The following is a 23,405-nucleotide window of genomic DNA, read 5'->3' as shown; positions in this document are numbered from 1 at the left end:
TTTAGTAGTGTTGAGCGTGTGAGAAACTGGTTGTGCATAATACAGGTTTTATACTTGAAATCACTTTCAACCTGTGGTGTCACAAACGATCAGCTATTCTTATATGTAGCAGACGTAAGACAGCCACTTTATGCATACGTTATAAAGTTTCCTTATTAGCAAGGAACGGCCTCAGTTGTGTATATTAGGACAAGAAGCCTTATCGCAGATCGTTGGTCTCCCGATTTTTCACAGCAAGGCCCACCCTTTGTATATACCGAGCTCTAGTACAAATAAATAGTATTTAGTGAGTGAAATTATCCTCACTCTACGGCGTCACAAGCAGCCTCAAGATTGTTGATGTTATTTTGTAAAGATTATTTCTACAAGTAGAATTCCTTGTAGATTGACAGAAAGTCCGCCGTTGTGTTCCTTTTGTTAAAGTTTACGCGAGACATTGTATTATTCTCAACCTTACAGACAGCTCACCATTGCATTTCTTTTTTTGTATTGCGGGCGATCCGCAACATAATGTGGTGCCGCTAAGTACGATGTATATTTCGATATAAGAATTTGGTGAGTGATTGTTATCCTCACCTTACGGCTTCACAAGCAGCCTCTAAAAAAAATCTTTACTATTATTCATAGCTTGATAAAACGACCAATTGTATATATTCCTCTTTTACGCAAGGACCGTCATTGTGCTTTTCAAGTATAATTTAGCTAGTCAGTTCGCAAAAGTAAGATGGTTCTGCCAGAAACTTTGCGTGTTGTTACAGATAATAAGTTTGACATGAAGTCCGCCATTGTGTGTGTTATTAAAGGTTCTCGAGATAATTTGTCTCTTAAATTGCAGTAATCAACAGGCCATTGTGTATTTTCATAAAATAGCTTGAATGGTAATGCGTCACATTTTAACAGGCATAGCCAAACGCTATGTGTACTACAATAAGTTTATTTGGTGAGTGATCGTTATCCTCACCCTACGGCTTCACAAGCAGCCTCATTATTTTTAATTTTTATTGATCTTATAAAATTTCTTTCAATACCAATAGGTCAAAGAGCGTTCAGCGGTTACTGTTCGTTACAATAATAATTCGTAACTTTAAAGGCAAAGTTATTGCATTACTTATTATTTTAGGGTGTGGTATTCCACCGATTTACCGGTAAAAAACCAGCCTCTAATTTTGCTAGATTATGAATACTATTTTTAAAGAAAAAAACGAAACCATGCATATCGGTCACAATATTAAACGCATCCGTGAAATTCAGGGAATCAAGCAAGAGGCTTTCGGTCAGCTTTGCCGCAACAAATACTCGCAGCAACGGATTTCGGACTTTGAAAATATGGTCGCACTCGATGAGCCGCTTTTAGAAGAGCTGGCTACTGCATTGGGGGTGACACCTGAATTTGTGCAATCTTTTAAGGATGAAAATGTAATTTATAATATACAGCATAACAACAATTCGACCTTCAGCGATAATTCTGTAGGCTTAAACGCGCAACCCACCTTTAATAATGATGGATCAGATAAGCTAGTCGCATTGCTTGAAAAATTTATTGAGGAGGATCGTGCGAAGACACAATCTATCGCAGCGTTGAGCCAGGCGGTGTTGGACCTTACCAATGAAGTAAAAAAAATGAAGGAAGGAAAATAGTACTCCGTCGTATAAAAATTATTAAAAAGGGATGTTCATTCTTGCTGAACATCCCTTTTTTAGGACTATTCATTTAATAGGTATAAGTGAATAATATTGTTAACGACAATTTATCTACCCAATGCTTTGCGACGTTCGATTTCCGCTTGTAGGCTTTGGAACCAGGTTTGGTAGACCTGCGGCTCATAGATCATTTGTTCTTTTGTATCTTGAATACCAATCAGACACCTTTGGAATTCCGTGCTAGTTTTAATTAATGCTTTTTGAACGTATCCAATGGTGGCATTAAAGACAGTAGCGTATCTTGATATGTCAGAATACCAAAAGCAGTCGTTTTACGTTGTTCAATGTTACATTTTTAATTGTCACAGTACAATAAGCATGATGCATTCCATCTACACGCTATAGAACGATTATCGTGTAGATTAAGATACCTTATTCTTTAATAATGATTGAATGATCTGTATTCCCTGTTGCATTTCTTTAGTTCCAAAACGATACGATGGGCCTGAAATACCAATTGCTGCCAATAATTTATTATTACTATAAATTGGTACCGCTACGCAATTCATCTCTTTTTCCAAACGTTCATAATCTTCAGCATAGCCTTTTTCTATTACATTATCGAGTTGCTTTTGCAATTTGATTTGTTCTGGCTCGATGAGATTAAACATTAATTGTTTGGTCAAACTCGGTGAATGTGCCATAAAAACATTACCCAAAGCCGAATTCATTACATCCATTTCTTTACCTACTTCTAGACTTATACGTACAGAGCGTTTGGGATCGCTTTTTAGTTCGTGCCGCATATAGGATCCTAGCTGTATGGTTAGATAAGCGGTTTCACCGGTGAGTTCGGTTATTTTTTCTACGATAGGACGATAGTCTGTCTTCAGTGTAGCGGTAGAATATTCCGTTGGGATGAGGTGATGCATTTTGCCTGTGAGGTAATATCGGGTAGAAAGTTCCTCTTGATCTGCATAGCCCATCTGCACCAAGGTTTTAACAAAATTATGTACCGTAGATTTTTTCATATCCAAACCTGATGCAATATCTTGTATACGCACCCGATTACCGTTTTGTACCATATAATCCATAATGAGAAATAGCTTCTCGAGCGACTGTATCATGTTTTGTTCATTATTACGGAACAAATTTACATTTTAATACTCAATAGTCGTTTATAATAAAATAAAAACAGAATTTTGCGATATATAAAATAGAAATATGCAAGATTTAAAAAATAAGAATGCCCTTATCACAGGTGCTGGTAAAGGGTTAGGTAAAGCGATGGCTTTGGAATTGGCAAAAGAAGGGGTCAATATAGCTCTGGCAGGTCGTACAGAAAAAGATTTGTTACGGGTAGCTGCTGAAATCAGTGCCATTAACAGCGATGTAAAAGTGCAAACTTATGCCTTGGATGTCTCAGATTATACAGGTGTGCAAGACACGGTAAAAAGTATTTTGGAAACTTTTGAAACTATTGATATTCTTATTAATAGTGCCGGAGTTTTGGCTGTAGGAGGTATCAACGAATTGCCAGTTGAGCAATGGGAGCAAGCTTTCAAAATAAATGTATTTGGAACGTATTATATGATCCACGAGGTATTCCCGGAAATGGTCAAAAACAATGGTGGTGATATCATTAACATAGCATCTACCTCAGGTTTGAAAGGTTCTGCAAAAATGAGTGCCTACGGAGCATCAAAAGCAGCGGTGATCAATCTTACCGAGAGTGTGATGCAAGAAGGCCGCAAGTCCAACATTCGTGTATCGACCATCAACCCGAGTACCATTGCCACAGATATGACGGTGAACGCCAACTTCACCGATGGAAACGAAGAAAAAGTATTACAGCCGGAAGATTTGGCGACCCTAGTCGTACACCATCTGAAATTGCCAAAACGTGCTTTTGTAAAAGAATTCAGTTTGTGGTCTACCAATCCATAAGGTTTTTTATTGTCAACGTTGTAAGAAGAGGCTAACTGAACTACGGTTAATTTAGCCTTTTTTATCATCATTATTTTGATAAACCTTTTTATCAGGAGTGTAGATGGTGATAAAGTGACTAATTATTTCCCGCCCCTAACCCTTGTCAGTGTTTTTCTTGAAATACCTAGGTAAAAAGCGATCATATAAAGCGGAATGCGACTGTAGATATTGGGATAATTTGATACAAAATCTTCGTAGTGTTTCTGGGGTGAGTCTTCGAGTTGATGCATAGTTTGCTACCATTCCCTCTCTGTGGAGCAAAGCTCCCTTTTTAATCTGTCTGTATTCGCCGTATTGCCCCATGAGTTCCTCGTCTTCTTGTGTCAAAGTTCCTTTTTCCATAATCCATGTTTAATTGGTTTATCACTTTTACAGATCTCGACCGGCTCTGACGGATTTTTTGGAAAACCTTGATCTTATAATAGGTATATTAAAGCTGAATAGCACATTGACAAAATTGGTATTGATATATTTCTTATTAAACAGATTTAAAGCGAGCGCCAACCTTTGTGTATACGAATTATTGATATGCTACGGAAAACGAGTAAGCGAACGCCAATTGTGTAAGTTTCTATCAAGAGCATGCCCACCTATCGTATATACTTTTAGTACTGTTGAGCGCGTGAGAAACTAGTTGTGCATAATATAGATTTTGTACTTGAAATCACTTTCAACCTGCGGTGTCACAAACGGTCAGCTATTCTTATATGTAGCACACGTAAGACAGCCACTTTATGCATACGTTATAAAGTTTCCTTATTAACAAGGAACGGCCTCAGTTGTGTATATTAGGACAAGAAGCCTTATCAAGCAGCCTCATTATTTTTAATTTTTATTGATCTTATAAAATTTCTTTCAATACCAATAGGTCAAAGAGCATTCAGCGGTTGCTGTTCGTTACAATAATAATTCGTAACTTTAAAGGCAAAGTTATTGCATTACTTATTATTTTAGGGTGTGGTATTCCACCGATTTACCGGTAAAAAACCACCCTCTAATTTTGCTAGATTATGAATACTATTTTTAAAGAAAAAAACGAAACCATGCATATCGGTCACAATATTAAACGCATCCGTGAGATTCAGGGAATTAAGCAGGAGGCTTTCGGTCAGCTTTGCCGCAACAAGTACTCGCAGCAACGGATTTCGGACTTTGAAAATATGGTCGCACTCGATGAGCCGCTTTTAGAAGAGCTGGCTACTGCATTGGGGGTAACAGCTGAATTTGTTCAATCTTTTAAGGATGAGAATGTAATTTATAATATACAGCATTCACATACATTTAACGATCACTCAACCAACTCTAGTCAACATTCCCAACCAACATTTAACAATGATGGATCAGATAAGCTGGTCGCATTGCTTGAAAAATTTATTGAGGAGGATCGAGCGAAGACACAATCCATTGCAGCATTGAGCCAGGCGGTGTTGGACCTTACCAATGAAGTAAAAAAATTGAAGGAAGGAAAATAGTACTCCGTCGTATAAAAATTATAAAAAAGGGATGTTCTGCAAGAATGAACATCCCTTTTTTATGACTATTCATTTATAAATCTAAGTGAATAATATTGTTAACGACAATTTATCTACCCAATGCTTTGCGACGTTCGATTTCGGCTTGTAGGCTTTGGAACCAGGTTTGGTAGACCTGCGGCTCATAGATCATTTGTTCTTTTGTATCTTTATTCACCTGACCCCAGTAACCGTTGCGGCTAGACTCAGACCCTTCGTACATGGTAATCTTGACTTCCGTTACTTCATCATTTATCGGTTCTATATAAAACATCGCTTTGGAAGTATTGGCATCTTTGGATACACCCGTCCAAAAACGCTGGGAAGCAGCATTTTTATTTTCAATTCTTTTGCTGGCGTTGATCAATCCTGTTTCTTTATCGGCGCGATCAATGATATAGCTTTCGGAATGTAGTAGACTGATTACTGACTTGAATACGAGTTCTTGATTAGATTCCAATTGCTTTGTGGTCATCATCTTTACTTCACTAGGTGATTTGGTAACCATTTTTGTAGCACATGAGCCAAATAGGATGGCAATACATAATAACGTAATAATTTTTTTCATTTTTGTGTGTTTTAAGGTTAAAATGCGGTAGATATAACGGAATAATCTACAACAATATCTTTTTCATCAAACGTAATGATGAGATCAAAAGATCTACTGCTGCTGCTTTGGCTCGCACGTTGACCAGCAAAAAAATCTGTTGATCCCGCTTTTTGTTCGACTGACATCTTGTTGTAGCTCCAGACTTCACGGTTTGATTTATTTTTGGAAACAAGATTTGGCGATCCAAATAGTTTGAGGATTTCGTCTTGTGTTGTTTCACCTTTGATGATTCGGCTTTTGACCACCCCCATGGTCAGGTTGCTCTTTTCTGTGGGGCCCTCACTGCCATATTTATAACTTTGGCAAGCGCTCAGCGATAAGATCAATAATCCTGAAAGTAGTAATTTATACATAGTTAAATAATTTTGGCAAACATATCCAGTTCATTTCACTCAACATTACGGGTTACCGTAGGAAATGTAATTATTGAATGAATAAACTTGCTACAAAGTAAATAAGGTCGTGTGCACTGTATGTTCACTGGTTTACGATCTTCTATGCACATACAATGCATAGAAAAGCCTTATCTTTGTTATAGACCAATAAATTAGTGATGGCCACCAACAAACATGCAATTATACGTTACGAAGCCTTGGACAGGTGTTTTTCCAACAAAGGCCGGAAATTTTTTATCGATGACCTTATCGAATATGTCTCAGCAGCTTTAATGGACTATACTGGCAGGAACTCCTCTATCTCTCGCAGACAAATATTGAAAGACATCGATTTTATGCGTAGTGAGACAGGTTTCCGAGCCCCCATAGCATCTTTTAAAGATGGGAAAAAGACCTACTACCGTTATGCCGACGGAGGATATTCGATCGGCATGCAACAAATCAACCCCGTGGAAGCTGATTTACTAAAAATGACGCTGGATATGTTAGGAAGATTTAAAGGTTTGCCCCAATTTGATTTTGTCCAAGAACTGGCGTTGAAACTCAAAAAGAGTTTTCAATTGGAGGATCTGGACGAATGCATCTTTTTTGACCAAAATGAATACCTTAAAAATCTCCATCTTTTGGGAGATTTGCTAAAATTCATACAGCAAAAACAAGTATTGACCGTACGGTACAAATCGTTCAATCAAGATAAAGAAGAAGATTTTTTAATACATCCATATTTTCTGAAACAATATAATAAGCGATGGTTTCTCTTTGGCCAGCGGGACGGCTTTGATACTTGGACCAGTCTAGCGCTGGATCGTATGATTACGTTTGAGTCAGCCGAAGGTATCGCATTTAGTCTTCAGAAGGACACGCATGAAGCGTACTTCGAAGATATAATAGGCGTTAGTAAACCTATTGGCGGCGCTTGTCAGTTTGTCAAAATCAAAGTGAATAAGTCGCTATGGCCATATATTGAATCGAAGCCTTTACATCCTTCACAGACTGTTATCGAACGCGGCTCGGAATATATCATCTTGCAACTGGAGATTATTCCTAATTATGAGTTTTATGCTCAGGTACTAGGTTTTGGTCCTGCTGTGGAGGTTTTGGAGCCGACAGAGGTAAGAGCGATAATTCGTGAAAAGCTCGAAGAAAGCGTGAAGCAATATTATTAGGATGAAACCATATCGCTCAATATCAAACCTTATTGGATAGCCTGCTAAGCCAGACAACATCTATGCACATCTACTGCATAGTTTCTTATTAGTTTTATATCATTAATAAAAAGCAGTATGAACAAAACAATTAAGGTTCCTCCAATTCTAATAAAGATAGGAAGAAAAGAAGATTTGGTTAAATTACAACAATTGGGACAGGTCTATTTTGGCACATTCGAAGGGTACAGAACGCAAGAGAAAGAAGAATTCCAGCGAATGTTAAATAGTTTTTTAAATAAAGAAGATATTGACTTAGACCAAACGGATTTTTATAGAAGAGATCCTCTAGAGGGGTTGGAAAGAAGATTTTCGGGGTCGGGTTCTATACGATTCAAAAGCAAGGATCAAAAGGATATTACAATAAATATCCCTGAAATGAAGTTAAATCTCTTTCAGAATAAATACAGCCATCTCTACTGTTTATATGCTATTCCAAATGTGATTGACGATACGTATAAAATTGACAGCAAAATGCTGAAATTTGGTGAAAGTGCTTTAATAATCACCAAGCCATTGGAGTTCTTAGAAAGATTGATTGGAAAAATAGAATCAAATTATGATATGGATCATGTCTCATATTATGACAATTGCCCAATGTTTGCTGGCAAATATGAAATCTTTCAAAAGCAAAAGACATTTGAATACCAAAATGAATTCCGAATAGCAGTGAATCTTATTGAAGACAATTCTGTTTTTATTGGAGATATTACTGATATATCTATTTTATTGGATTCGCAATCACTTTTAGAATCAGAATATAAAATTCAGTCTTAAAAGGCCGCATACAAACTTTTAGGAAATAAAGAACAAAAACAAATCTTTACCTTTACAGAGCAAAAAAAACAAATTACCCCAATACTGATGATTACCGGAGAAATAAAATCCCAAATAGATAAAATATGGAATGACTTCTGGACAGGAGGAATTTCTAACCCCTTGACCGTTATTGAACAATTTACCTATCTGATTTTCTTAAAACAATTGGATGATAGGCAGATTACGATTGACAAAGAAAAACAATTATTGGGAAGCTCAAAAAAAGCAGATATCTACACTGAAGAGCAGAAGCCACTACGTTGGTCTTATTTTAAAGACTTAGATCCTGAGCGCATGATGGATATCTTTCGCATACCACAAACAGATCTAGAGAACCTGACGGCATTTGACTTTATGCGTACGCTTGGTACCGCAGGAGGTAAATTTTCGCAGTACATGAAAGGCGCAACTTTCATGATAGAGAGTCCAAGTCTGTTAGATAGCGTAGTACAACAGATCGACAAATTACCGTTGAGTAACAGAGATACGAAAGGTGATCTATACGAGTATATGCTAAGTAAAATTGCCGAGGCAGGTACCAATGGGCAGTTCCGGACACCGCGGCATATCATCCGCATGATGGTGGAGCTGATGCAACCCCAACAAGACGATACCATCTGTGATCCAGCAATGGGTACTGCAGGTTTCTTGGTGAACGCTGCTGAGTACATCCAAGAAACGCATGAAGATTGGCTGCTCGATAAAACCTTCCGTGAGCACTATTACGGCAATATGTTCAATGGAATGGAAATCGATCCCTCCATGTTGCGCATAGCTTCGATGAATTTGCAGTTGCACGGCATTGAGAACCCCGTACTTTTTTCAGGTTCTGCCTTAGCTGAGCGCAATGGTATCAGTTCACAATATTCCCTTATCTTAGCCAATCCGCCATTTAAGGGCGCGCTGAATGCAAATGATGTTGAGAGCTCCTTGCTCCAAATGACAAATACGAAGAAAACCGAGATTCTTTTCTTGAGTCTGATGCTACGCATGATGACCCTTGGGGGGCGTGCTGCTGTGATCGTTCCTGATGGCGTTTTGTTTGGATCATCCACTGCGCACAAAGCCATTCGCAAAGAATTGGTGGACAACCAACAATTGCAAGCTGTAATCTCCATGCCTTCAGGGGTATTTAAACCTTATGCAGGGGTAAGTACCGCAATTCTGATCTTCACCAAAACCAATTCGGGCGGTACTGACAAGGTTTGGTATTACGATATGAAAGCCGATGGTTATAGCTTGGATGACAAGCGCAATGCTATTGCGACCAATGATATCCCAGATATTATCACACGATACCATAACCAAGCTAACGAACAAGATCGTACACGTACGAATCAGTCATTCTTCGTGCCAGCGCAGGAAATCCGCGATAATGGGTATGATTTGAGTATCAACCGCTATAAAGAGGTCGTGTATGAAGACGTGAGCTATGAAAAGCCAGCGGTAATCTTTGAGCAGATAGCGGAGATTGATCGGGAGAGACAGGTATTGTTAAACGAATTGAAAGGGCTGTTGTAATATGTGGGAGAAAGTTAAGTTAGGGGAACTAGCAACATTTATTAATGGTTACGCATTTAAGCCCTCTGATTGGTCCAGTGAGGGACATGAAATAATTAGGATTCAAAATTTAACAAAATCATCATCAGAAACTAATTATTATAAAGGACAACTTGATAGTAAGTACAAAATAACCAAAGGTGATATACTGATTTCATGGTCTGCTACGCTTGGAGTGTACACTTGGAATAAGTCTGATGGTTGGTTAAATCAACATATTTTTAAAGTAGTTTTTAATAAAAAAGAAATTAATAAGTCTTTTTTTATATACCTTATTCAATATGTTTTAGATGACTTAAAATCTCAAGTACATGGTGCTACCATGAAACATATTACGAAAGGAAATTTTGATAATACCTTAGTCCCGCTCCCCCCGTTACCTATTCAAGAAAAAATAGCTACGATCTTGGACAAGGCGGATGAATTACGTCGCAAAGACAAAGACCTACAAACCAAATACGACGAACTTGCGCAAGCTATTTTTATCGATATGTTCGGCGATCCGGTTAGAAATGAGAAAGGTTGGGAGGTGATAAAGATAGCTGACCTATCAAATGTTTCTTCCGGTAGTACCCCTAGCAGATCAAATGATAGTTTTTATGTTGGCAATATTCCCTGGGTAAAAACTGGTGAAGTTAGGGGTACAACGATCTTAGAGACAGACGAAAAAATATCCGAAGAAGCTTTAAAGTCTTCCAGTTGTAGAATTTACCCTAAAGGGTCGATAATTATTGCAATGTATGGACAGGGGAAGACAAGAGGGCAGATCGGTATTCTTGGTATTGATGCCGCAACGAATCAAGCTTGCGCTGTTATATCTCCCTCAAAAAAAATGAATTATGCTTATTTATTCGAATTATTAAAGCTAAATTATGAAGACTTGAGGAGTTTAGGCAGAGGAGGAAATCAACCTAACCTTAATGCTGGTTTGATTAAAAATTATGAAATAATTAATCCCCCTCTCCACCTCCAAGAAGCCTTCGCTAAAAAAATAGAGTTGATCAACCAGCTCAAAGCGCAAACCAATGCACAGAAATCCGAGGAACTTTTTCAATCCTTATTGCAGAAAGCATTCAAGGGTGAGTTGGTCTCGTAGCTAATTGAGTCGTTCCTCCTCGCAATGACGGTACAAAACAGGTCATTGCGAGCGTAGCGACATAATCTCTAGCAAACAATTATTTAAAGCCTAAGAAATGGAAAAAAACTACAAAGATTACTTAGACAAGCTACTGGCTCAAATAGAAACCTATAAATTCACCGTTAAAAAATTAGAACAACTATTTAGAGAAGATGAAGCACAGTTAAAGAAAGGAGGCGATTATCTAAATTTGGAAGCTATACACATTCGTGATTGGGATAATTTTTCAGATAAAGATTGGTTAATTGACTATCGGAGAATTTCAATCTTTGGAAAAGAAGATTATCTAAAAGAACTGAATGAAATTAAATCCTCGATTTACAAACACTATCTAATAGAGGTAACAAAATTCATGAAATACTTTGCATGAATTTTTAATAATATTTCATACATTTGTAATATGTCATCATTAGATAATTTTAAGAAAAAACTACGGGTAGGCAAAGTTTATAGGCGGGAGGAACTGGCTAAGTTTTCAACAGCTGTCGATAGACATCTTGCTGAATCCATTGCTGATGGCTCACTACAAAAGCTGGCTCAGGGGCTTTACTATGCCCCCAAAATGACTGCTTTCGGTATAGCTCCACCAGATGAAGAGCAACTGATAAAAGTATTTCTTAAAGGTGACGATTATCTAATAACTTCGCCCAACTACTACAATGCGTTAGGGCTTGGTAGCACGCAGTTGTATAATATAAAACGTATATACAATCACAAAAGACATGAGGACATAAAATTGGGTAACAGAGTTTACCAATTTAGGCGAAAACCCAAATTCCCTAAGAAACTAACTCAAGAGTATGTGGTTGTTGACTTACTTAATAATTTAGATACATTAGCGGAAGACAAACAGGTTATAACTTCAGCTCTACGTACTAAGCTCAAAAACTTCAATGCTAAAGAATTGAATCGTAATGCGAATAAATACGGTACAATAGCTACCAAAAAGCTAATACAAGAAGTTATCTAAAGATATATGGAGGTTAACTATTTACACCATCATTCAGATTTTAAAGATCTGCTATCCATTATTGCAGAAGAAAAAAGTATTGACCCATATTTAGCTGAAAAAGATTACTGGATCATGCAGAGTCTATATGGTCTCCAAAAACTGGGGCTACAATTTGAGCTCAAAGGAGGGACATCTTTATCGAAGGCCTATAAAATTATACACCGATTTTCTGAAGACATAGACATTCATATTCAACCACCAAAGGAGTTAAATATAAATGAAAACCCTAAAAATACCAATATTAACAATAGTAAAAAAAGGCTAACGTTTTTTGATTCATTAGCGCAAACTATCGATATAGATGGAATAGCAGAAGTAGTCAGAGATACTAATTTTGACGATGAAAAACACTACCGTAGTGGTGGCATAAGACTAATATATCCATCGCACTTTCAATCAGTACCAGGTATCAAAGAAGGAATATTGCTAGAAGTGGGATTTGACACTATAAATCCCAATATGCCAATAGATGTATCTTCTTGGGCTTTGGAAAAAGCTCAAGATTTAAAGGTACCAATTCTCAATAATAAGGCGTTAAATGTCCCCTGCTATCATATGGGGTATACCTTTATAGAGAAACTTCAAACCATAGCAACTAAATATCGAAATATGATCGAATCCGGCAACGATCAGATCAATTTTATGCGCCAGTACTACGACATATTTCACCTATTACAACAAAAAGAAGTAAACGAATTCATTGGCACCAAAGCGTATTATAGCCATAAAGAACACAGATTCCCAAAAGCAGATTACGAAATCCCGCTAGCAAAAAATCAAGCTTTTCTGCTAGAAGATATGGAGATTAGAGCTAAGTTGGCTCAACTTTATCATAGTTCTGAGGCCCTTTATTACAATGGTCAACCAGAATTTGAATTGATGTTGTCTGATATTCACAAGCAGCTACCTCGATTATAACTTCCTCTTTACTCCTAAATATATTTTATTTATCTTTAAAGAAAAACCAAGTATCTCGTTGATGGCATCAAATTTTGACTTTTTAGCAGAAGAGTTTCCTCTTATTTACCAAGAAATCACACAGGCTGAACAGCATACTTTTACAGCACCGCGTTTTGCGGCAATGTTATGCCGCTCTACCTTAGAAAGGTCGCTTTTTTGGCTTTACGAAAATGACCCGGATTTTGAAATGCCATTTGACAAATCGATCAATAGTCTGCTGCATACGGACTCATTCCGTGAAAACATAAGGTCCTCTGTGCGTGAAGAATTGAATACTGTTCGTTTATTAGGCAATATCGCTTCGCACGCAGGAAAAGGGAATACCGTAAAAACAATTAAAGATACAGAGGCCTTACATGCACTCAAATGCATGTACAACTTTTTACATTGGATAGCAAAATTATACGCCAAAAGATTTCCGGGAGAAGCACAATTCGATGAGAATCTAATCCCTCGTGGTCTGGTCGATGATATCAACGCCAAGAAAGTTAAAGAACTAAATCAATCTTATCAAGAGGCACAAAAGCTTGCAGATGAAGCCTACAAAGAAAAACAAAAGGCTTTACTGCAGAATGAAGTGTTACGCAAACAGTTGGAAGAAGTACAATCGCTACTCGCCAACAGAAAGGAAGAACGAGAACAAGTTATCGCCGCTTTACCAGCGCCGCCTATGCTCATAACTGAGCTGGAGACACGTCGCTTGCTCATCGATCTTTATCTGAGAGAAGCTGGATGGGACAACCTAAAAAAACCCCGCGATCTGGAGTTTGAAGTAAGTGGAATGCCTTTATCAACGAATCCTTCGGGCAAAGGATACATCGACTATGTCCTTTGGAACGATGATGCCAAACCACTAGCGATTGTTGAAGCTAAAAGCACATTGCATGATGTGCATAAGGGCCAACATCAGGCCACACTTTATGCGGATTGTTTGGAAAAAAGCACCGGCCAGCGCCCTATTATTTTTTACTCCAATGGGTATGAAACGTATATATGGGATGATCAGTTTTATCCGGAACGTCAGATTTACGGTTTCTACAGCAAATCGGAGTTACAAACATTGATCAAAAGACGGGAATCGCGAAAGGATATCAGGAAATTTGAAGTAAATGCTGCCATCGCGGGGAGATATTACCAGCTAGAGGCAATACAGCGGCTCTCGGAGCATTTTGTAACTATAAAGAATGATAAACTGAGAGGAACAAATCGTCGTGCTTTATTGGTAATGGCAACGGGCTCAGGTAAAACACGTACTGCTGCTGCCATTGTGGATATGCTTACTAAGTCCAATTGGGCCAAACGGATACTTTTCCTGGCAGATAGAAATGCGTTGGTTACACAGGCTAAAAATGCGTTTAAGGAGCATTTGCCTCACTTGTCGGCAGTGGATTTGACGAAGGAAAAAGAAACAGGTCATACCAGAATTGTTTTTTCGACTTATCCAACCATGATGAACCTTATCAACAACCAAATGGAGGGCGAAAGTCGGTATTATGGTGTAGGTCACTTTGATGCTATTTTCATCGATGAAGCACACCGCTCCATTTATCAAAAGTACCAATCTATCTTCGATTACTTTGATGGTTTATTGATTGGGTTAACGGCTACACCCAAAAAAGATCTTGATAAAAATACGTATTCATTTTTTCAATTAGAGGATGATATACCAACTTTTGCCTACGAATTAGATACTGCAGTAAACGACGGCTTTTTAGTACCGCCACGCTCGTATGCTGTCCCTGTACAGATGGTACGGGATGGCGTGAAGTACAAAGATTTAAGCGATGAGGATAAGGCCGAATTAGAGGAAAAGCTGGGATTGACAGAGGTATCTGATGAAGCCCTCCAGGAATTTGAAGTTGGAGCGTCTCAGATTAATTCTTTCTTATTTAACGAACCTACAGTAGATCTTGTTTTGGATCACCTAATGAATAATGGGTTAAAAGTAGCTTCTGGTGATAAGGTGGGAAAAACGATTATTTTTGCCAGAAACCACCGCCATGCTGTTTTTATCGAAGATCGATTTAACAAAAACTATCCCGAATATAGTGGCAACTTTTGTCGGGTTATTGACAATTACAATGACAAGGCGCAAGATTTACTGGAAAAGTTCTGTTATGACAAAGAAGAACTAGAACCTCAGATTGCTATTTCGGTCGATATGATGGATACAGGAGTCGATGCACCTAGCGTACTGAATCTCATATTTTTTAAACCGGTAAAATCATACGCCAAGTTTTGGCAAATGGTAGGAAGGGGTACTCGTTTACGTCGTGATTTATTTGGACCCCGTGAGGATAAAAAATTCTTCCTACTATTTGACTACTGCCGAAACCTTGAGTTCTTTCAGGAGAATCCAGACGGTTATCAAACGAATACCCAAAGACCTTTAAGTCAACTGTTGTTTCTGGAACAATTACATGTTGCTAACCTTATTCAGGAGAATGCCGAAGCTAATAGCCTTGATTTAGCTTTAGCAAAGGAATACATCGATGGATTACATGCCAAAGTAGCCCAGTTGGATACAGCTCGCTATGAGGTCAGAAAGCATCTCGCTGTAGTGCATCAATTTGCGGATCGAAGCAAGTGGGAAAACCTCAATAAATCTGACATCATTGCTATTGAAACCGAGCTATCTCATCTCATCCCTTACACAGAAGACAGAGATGAAATGGCTAAACGTTTCGATCTAAATAGCTACAAACTGCAAGCAGCAATGATCAATAAATCTCCGCGGCAGACCGTCCTTATCCAGAACTTTATGGATATAGGAAAGAGACTGTTAAAAAAGCGAAATGTTCCTGCCGTGGCAACTAAAGAAGTCTTCATAAGGGAGATGGCCTCCATAGATTTTTGGCAAGAAATATCATTATCAAAAGTTGAAAATCTACGAAAGGAAATTCGAGATCTAATACACTTGCTCAAAGAGGAAAATAATATTAAACCCATTTATACAAAGCTTGATGATAATCTTTTAAAGGAAGAAATTGTCGGGTATGATATTATCGCAAATTTTAAAAATCTACAAAGTTATAAAGATCGGGTAACCGCTTTTATCAAGAAGAATAAGCATCATCTTGTGATCGACAAGTTGCATAAAAATCAACCGATCAATGCTTTCGAATTACAGCAGTTAGAACAATACCTCGTCGCGGAGGCACTAGGGTCCAAAGAGGAGTTTATAAAAGAATTTGGCGATCAGCCGCTAGGGACTTTTATTCGGTCCATCATCGGCTTGGATCAAGAGGCTATACAGGCTCATTTCACAAATTTTATTGGCGAAGCTAACCTTTCGGCCAAGCAAATCAAGTTTATGGATACTGTAATACGTTATTTCGTAACCAATGGTTATCTGGAAACCACCGATCTCATGGAACCTCCTTTCACCGAACTCGACGATAGCGGAGTTATTGGATTATTTGACGAAAACAATGTTGTCAAACTCATGAGCTTAATCAAACAAGTTAACCAAAATGCAGATATCGGGGCCTAGATGACAATGTATTCATCTACCGGCCTTGAACGTTGATTTTGTCCATTATGTTCGTTAATTCTTCCATCATCGCAGGACGGTGCCTGTAGATCATTTTCCAGTGAAGCATTTGGGCCAAAAGTGTTTCCCTGCCAGAAGGTATATCTTTAAATATAGCGAATACGATGTCCATAAATCTTTGGTAAGCGCTACGTTTATTTGCAGACTCGGCTTGTTGATCCAGTAGCGGGGAATACAAATTCATGAGCTGCGAAGGATACAATTTATATAAATGATCATGATAGTTTAGTATGGTTTCCAAATCGGTCTGTCGTTGCACAATTGCGAGTAATTTGTCGAACATATTCTCTTCAATATAGATAGGACCTATTTCGTTTAAAAGCCAGTAGTCCTGATTTTTCCAATAGGAACTTTTTTCTCCAGTTGCTTTTGCACGAATCGAGTTGATTTTGTTATTAATGATGCTTTTCCATTCTTTTGGAGTATATGTGTTTTTCCACTGGTTGTAGTAATGGCTGTTAAAAGAGTACCCAATAGCGAATTTTTCTGTAAAAAAGCGCACCATTTGAATGTCATTTTCCAATACGGCAATATGCAATAGGATTTCTTCCCAGTCCCTTATTATACCGGGATGCTGGGCTTCTTCCGCTAGTCGTATGCCTTCTGCCAGCAATTCCTTGGCCTCTTCGAAGCGTCCATTTTCAATGGCTTTTTCGACCTGAATCTTCCTCACTTTTGGCAAATGGATTTGTTGTTCCATCAGTTGCTGTGCCTCTTCGATCCTGTTTCCATTTTGAAGGATGGAGGCTTTAATTTGTATAAAGAAGCTACTTCGGTAATCATAATGGTCTAAACGAGCCTTATAAATAGCCGCATCGGCAAAGTTCATAAAATCGTCGATTTTACTTAAATCCAGACATAGCTGCGCATAAAGATCCGTCATGTCATATCCGAAGTTGCCGTAGTCAAAGTACAGATCCTGTTGCAGCTCTTTATTTAAATACGTGGCAATCTTTTGTTTCAAATCGACGGGGGACTGCACCGCAATATCTGTCAATAAGGATATACCACCATCGATAGCATCTCCTATAGATCCATTGCTATCGTCGGCGTAAGTAATCACTGGCATGACTTCCTGTATATACGCCATGCATAACAAGCTACCGTTTAGGATGTTATTTTTGGATAGATAATATTGACCTTGCATCAGAATTTTTTGTAATTCCCGTGCTAGCTTACCACTTGAACCATAATCGATAAATTCGTGTTTGCTGTAGGTCTTAATCGCTTTCCTAATCTGATCCTTTATTTGCTTTTCTATGTCAAAGTTTTCATCTTTTTCTGCAAAGAATAGTTCAAAATCAGATTTAAAGCTCTTGTTCTTTTTGCTGTACTGGACAATAAATGCCTTCAGTTCGTCGGTACTGATATTGTCCAGTAATTTTTGAAAGGATAGTTTTGTTTTCTTCTTCGCATTTTTCGGCGCAGCCTCAAGAACAATCGTTTTTTCATCCCGTATAGCATACAAGACAGCAACCACATGTTTGCACAAATCGCTATCGAAAGGACAGTCACATTCATAATTATTTACAAATCCCTTTTTGCTTATTCCAATCTCTACAAAATAATCGTCCGAGCCGGTTACCGCTGCACTCCAGACACCATCTTCTGTTTCTTCAAGAGATTCAACATGTCCTTTTTGGAAATAGACTTTACCTCTCTGTAAAATCGTACTATTGATATGTTTTTCAAATGATGCTAGTTCCATTTCTATGTTTTTCTAAAAATAATAATTTATGTGATGAGAAGCCGGTTGATCTTATGTTTTTAATACAGGACCATCCTGTTATCGGATTATTTGACGAAAACAATGTTGTCAAACCCACGAGTTTAATCAAACAAGTTAACCAAAATGCAGATATCGGGGCTTAAGCTACCTAGGATAGATTTATGCATATAATTTCGTATCTTAATCGACTAAATACAATGTAATATGGCAACACTAGAAATAGGACAGAAAGCACCGGATTTCAGTGCAAAAAATCAACATGGTGAAACAGTCCATCTTTCAGATTTTAAAGGGAAAAAAGTTATTTTATATTTTTATCCAAAAGACAATACACCAGGTTGCACCACGGAAGCCTGTAATTTCAGAGACAATTATCAGTCTTTGAAAAAAGATGGTTTTGAAATCATAGGCGTAAGTGTGGACAGCGAAGCATCGCACCAAAAATTCATCAGCAAACATGAGCTTCCTTTTCAGCTGCTTGTAGATGAAGACAAGAGCCTTGTAGAGGCCTATGGTGTATGGGTCGAAAAGAACATGTATGGCAAAAAGTATATGGGCACAGCACGTACCACTTTTGTGATTGATGCAGATGGCATTATCCAACATATCATCAAAAAAGTAGATAACAAAAATGCGTCCCAGCAGATCCGTGATTTAGGCATTTAAAGAATACCTCTTATCAAGAATCTTATATCTAAAATCTAAAACTAATATCTATATTTGCCACTTATGAGCAAACAGACAGACGACTTTTTCAAAAGTGTAGTATCACACGCGAAGGAATACGGTTTTGTATTTCAATCGAGCGAAATATATGACGGATTAAGTGCCGTCTACGATTACGGTCAATTAGGTTCGGAATTAAAAAACAACCTAAAGACTTATTGGTGGAAATCCATGGTGCAATTGCACGAAAACATTGTTGGTATTGATGCTGCAATTTTCATGCACCCTACGACATGGAAAGCCTCTGGTCACGTTGATGGTTTTAACGACCCGATGATCGACAATAAGGATTCAAAAAAACGTTACCGTGCTGATCAATTGATCGAAGATAAGATTGCACGTTATGAGGCAGATGGTAAGACAGCTGAAGCTGCTGCATTATTAGACGCTTTGAATACCGCATTGAATGCAGACGATTTAGCTGGACTAAAAACCATCATTGAAGAACATAATATCGTATGTCCGGTTTCAGGCACCAAAAATTGGACTGAAGTACGTCAATTTAATTTGATGTTTGCAACTCAGATGGGTGCTATGGCAGATGGAGCAGATCAAGTTTATCTTCGCCCTGAAACTGCACAAGGTATTTTCGTCAACTTCCTGAACGTTCAAAAGACAGGACGTATGAAAATTCCGTTTGGTATTGCACAAATTGGTAAAGCTTTCCGTAACGAAGTAATTGCACGTCAGTTTATCATGCGTATGCGTGAATTCGAGCAAATGGAAATGCAATTTTTCTGCCGCCCGGGTACTGAATTGGAATGGTATAACAAATGGAAAGAAACACGTTTGAAATGGCACTTGGCATTGGGCTTCGATTCATCAAACTACCGTTACCACGACCACGATAAATTAGCGCATTACGCAAATGCTGCAGTTGATATTGAATTCAACTTCCCATTCGGATTCAAAGAAGTTGAAGGTATCCACTCCCGTACAGATTTTGACTTGAAACAACATCAGGAATTTTCTAAAAAGAAAATGCAATATTTTGATCCGGAGATCAATCAAAACTACATTCCATATGTAATTGAAACTTCAATTGGATTGGATCGCCTTTTCTTAACTGTATTATGTAACTCTTTGGTAACAGAAGATCTTTCTACAGCAGAAAAACAAGATTCTCGTGTTGTATTGAAATTTCCACCAGCATTGGCACCGGTAAAAGCTGCAATTTTACCATTGACCAAAAAAGATGGTTTACCAGAAAAAGCACGTGAGATCCTAAATACGCTAAAATTGGATTACAACGTTCAATATGATGAAAAAGATGCCATTGGAAAACGTTACCGTCGTCAAGATGCAATCGGAACACCAATCTGTATCACAGTCGATTACGATTCATTGGAAGACAACACTGTAACCATCCGTCACCGTGATACGATGGCACAGGAACGTGTTGCCATTGCCGATCTTGAAAAAATATTGAATGACTTGGCTGGTTGGAATACCTTGCTAAAAAAATTGATATAGCCAATATGCTATCACAGAAAAGGTGTCCATTGCTGGACACCTTTTTGTTTTAATAGATGTAGGGCGGCTAGATGCTAAGTACAATAACTGTGCTAGTATTCTATCACAATATGATCGTCCCAATGTTCATTCTTCACGATCTGAAAACCCAAATTCCCATTGGCAGTCTCCAGCAATTTGCCCTTAAACTGTATTTGAACATTATTTCGGATTTCGCTTCCCAGTTCAAATGTACGCAGTAATTGGCCGTCTTTGAAAACTCGAAACTGATACCGAATAGCCTTGTTATCGAGATAATAGCCCATAAATTGGTTGAACGAAAAACTTTGATCAGCTACCGTAAAATGTGGGACAACCGTCAACACACTTTTATCGAACTGATCGCTACTTCGCGTCATAAAAGGATAATAATGAAATACAGGATGAAGTTGCTCCACCTGAATACTATCAATTGCGCTCAGATCTTCGCTGTCTGTAAAAGTCAACTTGACCTCGCTGTAGATCCGGTTTAAGTTTAGTACCCGTTCTAGTGCCCCCTTAACCTCAAAGGTATCCCGAGCGGCAAACAACTCCGCAGATTGTTCAGAAAAAGCATTCGTAGCATAAAAATGTTCAAAATCCACAGCCTCTGCCATAATCAGCGGTAATGTTGAATTTTTAGCTATTAGACTGAGGTAATAAGTTCCAATCGGCAATTCAACAGCGAATGTTTCCTGCGAAGTAAGCACGCCCGATTTGATCATGGCCTTCGATTTTGCATCGAACACATGATAGTAAAACTTGCTTGGTAAAACGGCCGGGTTGACTTGTCCGTAAATCATCAAGTTGTCCATCTTAAAGGTACCTGTCGTTGGACTGTAACCTGCTCCTCCATCCCTGCTACCCGCAAATAATGAGATTTTCAACCAAAGCTCTTTACTGTTGCCAAGCGATATGTCAGCCAAAGAAGCACTTACAGAAACTTTAGATGAAAGAGACAGATTAGAAGGATACTTGACTGTGTCTGAAAGTGCGGAAAAACTATTCCCCTTATCAAGCGAATAACTCAAAAGCAGCGCCCTTGGTCCTGTACTCGAACTATTGCAATCAAAGGTCCAAGTACCCAGCGAGTGAATACTTGTAGTAGGAATCTTGACTAGTATCTCTTTACTCCCTTTAAAACTAACGGCTTTTCCCGTTGCAGGCCAACCAGCCAAGAAATCATAGTCTGTCTTTTCATTGTTGTAATCGATCGAAACGGCGGCATCGAGTGCGACTTCAGGAACAGTGTTGCTACTATCAAACGTCCAGTGGTACAGCAATTCGTTTTCGGAAGCAGCTCCGCTTAGCGCAGCCCGTTTTGCTTTGATTGATTGTTTTTTTAGGGGAGTAACAATCGCTTCAAAATCCTTGACTTTGAATTTTACCGCATGAATTGTTTCATCGTTTTCATCGGGAAGTTTTGCATGCTTTTTGCACGAAGGCATTGCGGCTAAAACCAGGATGAATACACATGAAAGAATTCCCCAAGTTGACTTGGATTTTCTTTTCATAAATATAAATGATTTATAAGTTAATTAACCGGCAGATTAAAATTAACTTATAAATCATTTCACTCCAATAGCGTAACTAAAAAATTACAATCGTTTTCTCGCTTTTACAAGTGGTCTCTTTATCTATTTTTTGAACGTATATCTTTCCAGAAGAGATTGTTAATTTCATTTTGAGCACATTATTCAGCCCTCTTAGACGTACATACTCGCCATTAAATTCGCCCCATTCCTAATCGGATTACCATCTTCATTCAACCAGATGTAGTTATAATGCGCATCGACTTTATCTTTTACCGTCAACTGTACTGTGTTTTTCTTCTTGTCTATTTTAACCTGAATATTCTTTGGCTTATCAATTTTGTCCAAATACCAACTCCGTCTTTTCCAAGCCAGCATTTCCAGTGGACCTGCTTTGCATCTGCCGATTGCGAGCGGTTTACAGACTCAATAGCATATGGATTACCAGTCCAATACTCATCGGAAAGCTGGGCAAAGGAATGTCCAATTTCGCGCATCGCGATGTCATTGCTCTTAAAATTAACAGTGACGAGTCTTTCTCCGATATTGTCAATAAAACCCTTCTTCAGATCTCCGCAGGGCGCCTACCAAAAATCAATGGGATAAGGTTCCCGCATCGTAACATCCGCCAAACAGCCTAGTCGCGCATACGATGTTCCTGTACATATTCACTCGGCGAAAGTTTGGTTATTTTCTTGAACACCCGATTGAAATTGACAACATTGTTAAACCCTGTTTTAAAAGCGATATTAGAAACACTTTCCGAAGATTCGTCAATCAACATTTTACAGGCACGTTCAATCCGGATTTCATTGAGGAAGGTAACATAGGTTTTCCGGGTATGTTTCTTAAAATACTTGCAAAATGCGTGTGGCGTCATGTGTGCTACCGCAGCTATATCTTCCAAGGAAATTTTGTCTCCAAAATGCTGGAAAGTATATTGGAATATTTCATTGATTCGCAATCCTTCGGCATCTGAGAACTTCTTTTGTGGAATACCTGTATACAGCGAAGTCCATTGATCTACTTTTTTACTTAAAAAATTAATCAGCTTCACAAACGAGAGGAGACGATCTATGCCCGCACTCACGTTAATCTGTACAAATTTTTCTTTCAACGCGACGGAATGCTCCGCATCCAATTTTTTACTGACGTTGATGTGTTCCAGGAAATACTTAACATCATCGAATTCAGGGAAATCCAGAAAGGGTTTAAAATGTTCGTAGTCGAAAAAAATATGGATGGCATGAATGCCATCCCCTATATCTTCCCCCGTTTTGAACATATGCGGTTCATCCGCATCAACGATATAGATTTCGTCCTCTTCAAAACTATGTGTAAAGTTGCCAATCATAAAGGTTCCCCGCCCTTTCAGGATGTAGGTCAACTGAATTTCCTTGTGTCGGTGATAGTTGCTATAGAATGAAGGCAGAATGTCTTCCTGCACACAAATAGATCCTTGGTAAACAACCGGAACTGTAAATTGAACGACTTTCATTACGTATTGAAATAACAAATATTAAACAGTTAATTC

The 23,405-nt window shown here is 38.3% G+C and carries 21 protein-coding genes; 13 read left to right on the top strand and 8 right to left on the bottom strand.

Features of this window, described 5'->3' with window-relative positions; translation table 11 throughout:
- Positions 1-1,176 precede the first annotated feature (1,176 nt).
- Complete coding sequence (locus L1283_RS13515; RefSeq protein ID WP_088163125.1) at positions 1,177-1,638, top strand: helix-turn-helix domain-containing protein; 462 nt, start codon at positions 1,177-1,179, stop codon at positions 1,636-1,638.
- Between the two features lie 425 nt (positions 1,639-2,063).
- Here L1283_RS13515 and L1283_RS13510 read toward each other — a convergent pair whose 3' ends face one another.
- Positions 2,064-2,768, bottom strand: a complete 705-nt coding sequence (locus L1283_RS13510; protein WP_088163126.1) for an IclR family transcriptional regulator — start codon at positions 2,766-2,768, stop codon at positions 2,064-2,066.
- Between the two features lie 97 nt (positions 2,769-2,865).
- Between L1283_RS13510 and L1283_RS13505 the strand changes: the two genes are divergently transcribed.
- Positions 2,866-3,588, top strand: coding sequence for a 3-ketoacyl-ACP reductase (locus L1283_RS13505; protein WP_088163127.1), 723 nt, complete (start codon positions 2,866-2,868; stop codon positions 3,586-3,588).
- Between the two features lie 135 nt (positions 3,589-3,723).
- Here the strand turns inward: L1283_RS13505 and L1283_RS13500 are convergent, their stop codons facing one another.
- Positions 3,724-3,972, bottom strand: coding sequence for a hypothetical protein (locus L1283_RS13500; protein WP_088163128.1), 249 nt, complete (start codon positions 3,970-3,972; stop codon positions 3,724-3,726).
- A 668-nt stretch (positions 3,973-4,640) separates the two neighbouring features.
- Here L1283_RS13500 and L1283_RS13495 point away from each other — a divergent pair.
- On the top strand, positions 4,641-5,102 hold the full coding sequence (locus tag L1283_RS13495; RefSeq protein ID WP_088163129.1) for a helix-turn-helix domain-containing protein: 462 nt from the start codon (positions 4,641-4,643) through the stop codon (positions 5,100-5,102).
- 109 nt (positions 5,103-5,211) lie between these two features.
- Here L1283_RS13495 and L1283_RS13490 read toward each other — a convergent pair whose 3' ends face one another.
- Entirely contained in the window at positions 5,212-5,709 is a 498-nt protein-coding gene (locus L1283_RS13490) for a hypothetical protein (protein ID WP_088163130.1), read from the bottom strand.
- A 17-nt stretch (positions 5,710-5,726) separates the two neighbouring features.
- Positions 5,727-6,104, bottom strand: coding sequence for a hypothetical protein (locus L1283_RS13485; RefSeq protein WP_088163131.1), 378 nt, complete (start codon positions 6,102-6,104; stop codon positions 5,727-5,729).
- 200 nt (positions 6,105-6,304) lie between these two features.
- Between L1283_RS13485 and L1283_RS13480 the strand changes: the two genes are divergently transcribed.
- From L1283_RS13480 to L1283_RS13445, 8 genes are all read left to right on the top strand, one after another.
- Positions 6,305-7,312, top strand: coding sequence for a helix-turn-helix transcriptional regulator (locus tag L1283_RS13480; RefSeq protein ID WP_088163132.1), 1,008 nt, complete (start codon positions 6,305-6,307; stop codon positions 7,310-7,312).
- Between the two features lie 117 nt (positions 7,313-7,429).
- Positions 7,430-8,128 (top strand): hypothetical protein, encoded by a 699-nt coding sequence (locus tag L1283_RS13475; protein WP_088163133.1) that lies wholly within the window; start codon positions 7,430-7,432, stop codon positions 8,126-8,128.
- Between the two features lie 87 nt (positions 8,129-8,215).
- Positions 8,216-9,691 (top strand): HsdM family class I SAM-dependent methyltransferase, encoded by a 1,476-nt coding sequence (locus L1283_RS13470; protein WP_088163134.1) that lies wholly within the window; start codon positions 8,216-8,218, stop codon positions 9,689-9,691.
- 1 nt (position 9,692) lies between these two features.
- On the top strand, positions 9,693-10,826 hold the full coding sequence (locus L1283_RS13465) for a restriction endonuclease subunit S (RefSeq protein WP_088163135.1): 1,134 nt from the start codon (positions 9,693-9,695) through the stop codon (positions 10,824-10,826).
- Between the two features lie 97 nt (positions 10,827-10,923).
- Entirely contained in the window at positions 10,924-11,238 is a 315-nt protein-coding gene (locus L1283_RS13460; RefSeq protein WP_088163136.1) for a hypothetical protein, read from the top strand.
- A 30-nt stretch (positions 11,239-11,268) separates the two neighbouring features.
- Positions 11,269-11,838, top strand: coding sequence for a hypothetical protein (locus L1283_RS13455; RefSeq protein ID WP_088163137.1), 570 nt, complete (start codon positions 11,269-11,271; stop codon positions 11,836-11,838).
- A gap of 6 nt (positions 11,839-11,844) precedes the next feature.
- Positions 11,845-12,798: a nucleotidyl transferase AbiEii/AbiGii toxin family protein gene (locus L1283_RS13450; protein WP_088163138.1), complete on the top strand. Its 954-nt coding sequence runs from the start codon at positions 11,845-11,847 to the stop codon at positions 12,796-12,798.
- A gap of 61 nt (positions 12,799-12,859) precedes the next feature.
- Complete coding sequence (locus L1283_RS13445; protein WP_429626263.1) at positions 12,860-16,333, top strand: DEAD/DEAH box helicase family protein; 3,474 nt, start codon at positions 12,860-12,862, stop codon at positions 16,331-16,333.
- A 16-nt stretch (positions 16,334-16,349) separates the two neighbouring features.
- On the opposite strand, the gene L1283_RS13440 is transcribed toward L1283_RS13445, so the two are convergent.
- Positions 16,350-18,101, bottom strand: a complete 1,752-nt coding sequence (locus tag L1283_RS13440; RefSeq protein WP_429626262.1) for an SWIM zinc finger family protein — start codon at positions 18,099-18,101, stop codon at positions 16,350-16,352.
- A 225-nt stretch (positions 18,102-18,326) separates the two neighbouring features.
- On the opposite strand from L1283_RS13440, the gene bcp reads away from it, so the two are divergent.
- Together bcp and L1283_RS13430 are read left to right on the top strand one after the other, a co-directional pair.
- Positions 18,327-18,788 carry a thioredoxin-dependent thiol peroxidase gene (bcp, locus tag L1283_RS13435; protein ID WP_145327507.1) on the top strand — a complete coding sequence of 154 codons (462 nt, stop codon included), beginning with the start codon at positions 18,327-18,329 and terminating at the stop codon, positions 18,786-18,788.
- Between the two features lie 63 nt (positions 18,789-18,851).
- A complete protein-coding gene (locus L1283_RS13430; protein WP_145327506.1) occupies positions 18,852-20,321 on the top strand; it encodes a glycine--tRNA ligase in 1,470 nt (489 codons plus the stop codon).
- Between the two features lie 92 nt (positions 20,322-20,413).
- Here L1283_RS13430 and L1283_RS13425 read toward each other — a convergent pair whose 3' ends face one another.
- From L1283_RS13425 to L1283_RS13415, 3 genes are all read right to left on the bottom strand, one after another.
- Positions 20,414-21,853: a hypothetical protein gene (locus tag L1283_RS13425; RefSeq protein WP_429626261.1), complete on the bottom strand. Its 1,440-nt coding sequence runs from the start codon at positions 21,851-21,853 to the stop codon at positions 20,414-20,416.
- A 192-nt stretch (positions 21,854-22,045) separates the two neighbouring features.
- A complete protein-coding gene (locus tag L1283_RS13420) occupies positions 22,046-22,249 on the bottom strand; it encodes a hypothetical protein (protein ID WP_429626260.1) in 204 nt (67 codons plus the stop codon).
- 259 nt (positions 22,250-22,508) lie between these two features.
- Positions 22,509-23,369, bottom strand: coding sequence for a helix-turn-helix domain-containing protein (locus tag L1283_RS13415; RefSeq protein WP_153844298.1), 861 nt, complete (start codon positions 23,367-23,369; stop codon positions 22,509-22,511).
- Positions 23,370-23,405 lie beyond the last annotated feature (36 nt).

It is taken from the genome of Sphingobacterium sp. HSC-15S19 (assembly GCF_050433745.1).
Lineage (GTDB): Bacteria > Bacteroidota > Bacteroidia > Sphingobacteriales > Sphingobacteriaceae > Sphingobacterium > Sphingobacterium siyangense.
The sequence above is the reverse complement of the archived record's forward strand: the minus strand, read 5'-3'. Positions and strand labels throughout refer to the sequence as shown.